This window comes from Shewanella sp. SG44-6, from assembly GCF_014164185.1.
In the GTDB taxonomy this organism is placed as follows: Bacteria; Pseudomonadota; Gammaproteobacteria; order Enterobacterales; family Shewanellaceae; genus Shewanella; species Shewanella vesiculosa.
Map to the genome: position 1 here is coordinate 1 of NZ_JACJER010000384.1, position 219 is coordinate 219.

Sequence of the window (219 nt, forward strand, 5' to 3'; positions counted from 1 at the left end):
TGTGACCACCAACGTGTCCGAATTCAGTTGGTTTGCTGATGTGTTATTACCTTCTAGCCACCATATGTTTGAAAAATGGGGTGTGCTGGATTCTATCGGTAATGGTGTTGCACAGGTTTCAATTCAACAACCCTCGATTAAACGTCTATGGGATACCCGTATCGATGAATCTGAAATCCCTTACATGTTAGCTAAAAAGCTGGCTGATAAAGGATTTGA

The 219-nt window shown here is 41.6% G+C and carries 1 protein-coding gene; it reads left to right on the top strand.

Features of this window, described 5'->3' with window-relative positions:
- On the top strand, nt 1-219 hold a 219-nt coding region (locus H5185_RS22665; protein ID WP_182743397.1), incomplete at both ends, for a hypothetical protein.